This window comes from uncultured Leptotrichia sp. (assembly GCF_938036635.1).
GTDB classification, from domain to species: domain Bacteria; phylum Fusobacteriota; class Fusobacteriia; order Fusobacteriales; family Leptotrichiaceae; genus Leptotrichia; species Leptotrichia hongkongensis.
Window position 1 is genome coordinate 1 of sequence record NZ_CALHQO010000320.1, and the last position, 4,684, is coordinate 4,684.

Consider the following 4,684-nt stretch of genomic DNA (forward strand, 5'->3'; position numbering starts at 1 on the left):
TTATCATGAGTTTTTATATTTTTTTAGTTTGTCGCAATATATTTTACAATCTATGATTAACAAAAAAAGAAAAAACCACCTACAATGACAATTACTAAATCTTGTTGAAAGGTGGTTTTTTTTATAAATTAAAATAACAATACTATTTCAAAATTCCAGACAAATAAACAAGGAAAAATATTGTAAACCCTGCTAAATATATAATTCCTGCCACTGATAAGAACCACAGCCAAACAGGCAGCTTGTTATTGTCTTTAACAAGTGAAAAATTAAGATATGAATATACTGGAGCTGAAACAAATGAGAATATCATGGCAAAATTCATCATTGCGGCTACATTTCCAGCAAAAAAGAATACGATAACCATTGCCACAGCTACTGTTCCTATCATCCATATATTAAAATGTGATGTTTTAACTTCTTTTTGTTTCATAATTAATCTAAGACATTCAGCATTAGCACGTGAATAACCATCTACAACTGTAATTGTTGTACCAAAAATGCACATAAATGCGATAAATGCAATAAGAAGTCCTGACCAGTTTCCAATAACGCTTGAATACATTTGAATAAACTGCGCGATATAAGCTGCACTTGCTCCTTTAATCGCTGTTCCCGTTCCATATTGAATCAATGCTCCAAGTGCCAAAAATACAAAGGCTAGAATTGTTGTAACCCAGTAACCTACATTAAAATCCAACATTGCAAGTTTGTGGGGAACTTTCATATTTTGCTGTTTTTCAACAGTCCACATCGAATTAATTGCGGAAATTTCAATTGGAGCAGGCATCCATCCCATTAATGATACAATAAATGGCAATGCTGTTAGTTTCCAAGGCGATTGGATAACAAAATCTGGTGCCATCGGATGTTGTTTGAATAACGCAATAACAACTGCGATAATTGTTGCAACTGTCAATGAAATAACAATAAATTTTGAAGAACTGTCCAACAGTTTATAACCTCCAAATACCAGCATTGCAAGTGAACCTACAAGAACAATTGTAGTAAGCATGTTAATCATTGAAGCCATTGCCGCAGGAGTAAGACTGCTTAGAAATGTCAATTTTAAAATATTTGCTAAAATTGCCGCTGTCAAAATACCAATTGCCGCCACGTTAATAACTGCAGAAAATATATTCATAATAAAGAATACCCAAAGATAAATTTTCCCCTTTTCTTCATATCCTTCTATTAACGAATGTTTACATTCTAGCGTATATTGGGTCCCAAAACGGAAAAATGGATATTTGAAAATATTGACTAAAATAACTATAATTGCCAATTGCCATCCATATAATGCACCTGCCTGCGTAGAGGCTACGATATGGGAACCTCCAATAGCTGCTGAAGCCATAAGGATACCAGGTCCAAAGGCTTTAAACTTGTGATACCAGCTTGAGTGAGTAGTTGTCATAAAAAATACCTTCCTTTTCTCTTAGTCTTTCCAAAAATTATAACAAATCATTTGATAGTCAAATTTTTGAAATTATAGGGGTATTATAACATTTTGTACTGAATATTCAAAATTTTTTTAGTGTTTTTATCAATATTTTTAATTTTTATTCGATTATTTTTAATATTTTTCTACCCTAATTTAAATACTTCGTCTTCAAAATGTCGAATCATTTCTCCATTAAAGAATTTCGCCATTTTCTGTTCCATCATATCTACAAACAAGTATTCACTCTCAAAATGTCCAATGTCAACTAAAATACGCCCTTCTTCTAAAGAATCTAAAGCCTCGTGGTACTTCAAGTCCCCTGTGAGAAACACATCAATTTTATCAGCCACTTCATACATAAATGAACTTCCACCACCTGTAACAAGTCCAATTTTTCGTACATATGCATCTTTATTGCCAACATACCTTACATAGCTTATTCCAAGTGAATTCTTTATTCTTTCAAGTAAGTCTTCCAGTCTCATTTCCTCATTTAATATCTTTATTCTTGCAAGTCCGCTATGTACACTCTCCACCTTATTTTTTATTGGATTATATTCTTCAAATTCGTGTTCATTAAAAATTATTTTTTCCCCATCTAGATTTAGTTTATCCATTATAAAGTCATTTAATCCATTAATTGCAAAATCAGAATTAGTATGAATCGAGTAAACTGCTATTTTATTTTCTATTAATTTTAACAACTTTCTTCCATGTACAGTTTCATTTGTAATTTTCTTTAAACCTGAAAAAATAACTGGATGGTGTGAAATTATCAAATCTACATTGTTATCTACAGCTTGTTTTACAACTTTTTCTGTTACATCTAGACAAAATAACACTTTATTGACTTCCTTTGTGTTATCTCCCACAAGAAGTCCGACATTATCCCAGTTTTCAGCAATTTTAGGATTAAAGATTGTGTGAAGCTCTCCTATTATTTCCCATAATTTCATAATTTCCTTTTCCTTTCATTATTTTTCTTAATTTATTGTATAATTTGCCTCTTCATTATTTTCTACAAAATCATTTCTCATCAAGTCAATTGATAACTTATTAAGTGCCTTTTCCTTTAAAATATTTACATTGTGACTAGCAATGTTTAAAGATTTTGCAATTTCCTTTTCTGTATACACTTTATCATCCAGTCCATAAGTCATAACTAAAATCTGCTCATCTAGATAATTTAGTTTTTTAGGAATATTTTCAAGAATATACATTTGTGTAATTTTATCAGCCTTTTCCAATATTTGTGAATTTCCAATCAGCTCTTCAGGCTCTACCTCGTCAAATAGTTTTTCAAGCTGTTCAATATATTCTTTTGAAACATTCATCTGTTTACTTATTTCATCCATTGAAAATCCCATACTCCTATCAACTTTTACTTTTAAATATAAAATATACGATAATTCAGATGATTTAATATCTTTTAACAGTTCCTTCTGAAATTCCAAAATATATTTTACAGCAAAATTTTTCACAAAAAATTCAGGCTCTTTTGTTATTTTCATAATTTCATCATAATAATTCAAACCTGACATAATTCCAAGTGTAGCTTCCTGAACTGTATCTAAAAACGAAAATCCATATTTTGAATAAAGCAAGCTTTCTTTTACTGCAATTTTTAAATATTTATCAATTAATTCTTCCCTTTCTTTCTCATTTTTACTTTTTTTCTCAAGTTCCTCGTATTTTCTCTTTATATCTTCTAAATACGACTTTATCATATCCTTTTCTTCAATAAAAATATTCTCGTCTTCTAATACGATAAAATCACTCCCATCAGTTGAAGTCCTAACCTCTGGAATATTTTCCAAATGGATAAATTTTAAAAATTCAAAAAATTCATCATCATTCATTGTATGATTTTCTATAATTTTTTCAAAACTGAAACTTCCTTTTTTTCTTATATCTTCAAAAACATTTTTTAACATCTTTTTTCCCCTTATTTTATTTATTATTTAGTTCATCTAAAAATCCTAAATATCTAAAAGGAGCTAAATAACAACTTTAGCTCCTGTAATCTTCCAATTTTTTTCTTCTGCTTGGATGTCTTAATTTTCTTAATGCTTTTACCTCAATCTGTCTAATACGTTCCCTTGTTACATTAAAGATTTTCCCCACCTCTTCAAGAGTTTTCTGAGAACCGTCATCTAGTCCATATCTATATCTAAGCACCATTTCCTCACGCTCATTTAATGTTTTTAATACTTCATCAAGCTGTTCCTTTAATAGAACTCTCGTTGTTGCATCATAAGGATTCGCAAATTTATCATCTTCCACGAAATCTCCCAATTCACTATCTTCTTCACTTCCAACTGGAGTTTCAAGTGAAATCGGATCCTGATTCATTTCTAAAATACTTTTTACCTTTTCTACTGGTAATTCTAGCTTTTCAGCCAGTTCCTCTGCTGTTGGCTCTTTTCCAGTTTCCTGTAAAATAATACGGCTTTCCTTTTTGATTTTATTAATTGTTTCAATCATATGAACAGGTATTCTTATTGTTCTTCCCTGATCTGCAATTGCACGTGTTATAGCCTGTCTAATCCACCAAGTTGCATAAGTCGAAAACTTGAATCCTTTTTCATATTCAAATTTTTCCACAGCCTTCATAAGCCCCATGTTTCCTTCTTGAATTAAATCCAGCATTTTCAAGCCACGATTTGTATGTTTTTTTGCGATACTGACAACAAGCCTTAAATTTGACTCTATTAATTTCTGTTTTGCTTCCTCCTCGCCATTTAAAACCCGTTGAGCATATTCGATTTCTTCTTCATAGCTAAGTAGTGGAATTTGTCCAATTTCACGCAAATACATTTTTATTGGTTCATCTACATCCATACTTTCTGCCATTTTTAACAAATCTGTCTGTAATAGTTTATCCACTTCCGAATCGTCGATTTCACTCTCTACAAATTCATCATGCGAATCTTCAAAATCCGATATTTCCATTTTTTCGATAGCTTCTATGGAATCAGGAACTTTTAATAAATCCTCTTTTTCCTTTATAGTATCTACGATTTGAACACCGTCATCAGTCAATTTTTTTATTAGCTGATCAATTTTTTCAGTTGAAAATCCAATAGATAAAACAGAATTTATTTCTTCGTAACTTACAACTTTTTGCTCTCGTGCCTGTTTTATAAAATTTGCGAGACTATTTTTTAAATTTTGTTTTTTATCAGACATAATTCGGTCTCCTTATCAATATAAATTCATTATATAATTTTTCTATTTCAC

The 4,684-nt window shown here is 30.6% G+C and carries 4 protein-coding genes; all 4 read right to left on the reverse strand.

Annotated features, from left to right (window positions below; genetic code table 11):
- Window positions 1-142 precede the first annotated feature (142 nt).
- The 4 genes from Q0370_RS06370 to rpoD all read right to left on the reverse strand — a co-directional run bounded on the left by Q0370_RS06370 (window position 143) and on the right by rpoD (window position 4,633).
- A complete protein-coding gene (locus Q0370_RS06370) occupies window positions 143-1,417 on the reverse strand; it encodes an NRAMP family divalent metal transporter (RefSeq protein WP_299573591.1) in 1,275 nt (424 codons plus the stop codon).
- A gap of 170 nt (window positions 1,418-1,587) precedes the next feature.
- The gene (locus Q0370_RS06375) at window positions 1,588-2,400 is read right to left on the reverse strand and encodes a Nif3-like dinuclear metal center hexameric protein (protein WP_299573593.1); all 813 of its coding nucleotides are present in this window, start codon (window positions 2,398-2,400) and stop codon (window positions 1,588-1,590) included.
- Window positions 2,401-2,427: 27 nt separating this feature from the next.
- Complete coding sequence (locus tag Q0370_RS06380) at window positions 2,428-3,378, reverse strand: DNA-directed RNA polymerase sigma-70 factor (RefSeq protein ID WP_021745209.1); 951 nt, start codon at window positions 3,376-3,378, stop codon at window positions 2,428-2,430.
- A gap of 76 nt (window positions 3,379-3,454) precedes the next feature.
- On the reverse strand, window positions 3,455-4,633 hold the full coding sequence (rpoD, locus tag Q0370_RS06385; RefSeq protein WP_299573600.1) for an RNA polymerase sigma factor RpoD: 1,179 nt from the start codon (window positions 4,631-4,633) through the stop codon (window positions 3,455-3,457).
- Window positions 4,634-4,684: the final 51 nt, after the last annotated feature.

What these genes read in the sequence shown, in the direction of transcription:
- Q0370_RS06370 (WP_299573591.1), bottom strand. Translation starts at nt 1,417, where the DNA reads ATGACAACTACTCACTCAAGCTGGTATCACAAGTTTAAAGCCTTTGGA.
- Q0370_RS06375 (WP_299573593.1), bottom strand. Translation starts at nt 2,400, where the DNA reads ATGAAATTATGGGAAATAATAGGAGAGCTTCACACAATCTTTAATCCT.
- Q0370_RS06380 (WP_021745209.1), bottom strand. Translation starts at nt 3,378, where the DNA reads ATGTTAAAAAATGTTTTTGAAGATATAAGAAAAAAAGGAAGTTTCAGT.
- rpoD (WP_299573600.1), bottom strand. Translation starts at nt 4,633, where the DNA reads ATGTCTGATAAAAAACAAAATTTAAAAAATAGTCTCGCAAATTTTATA.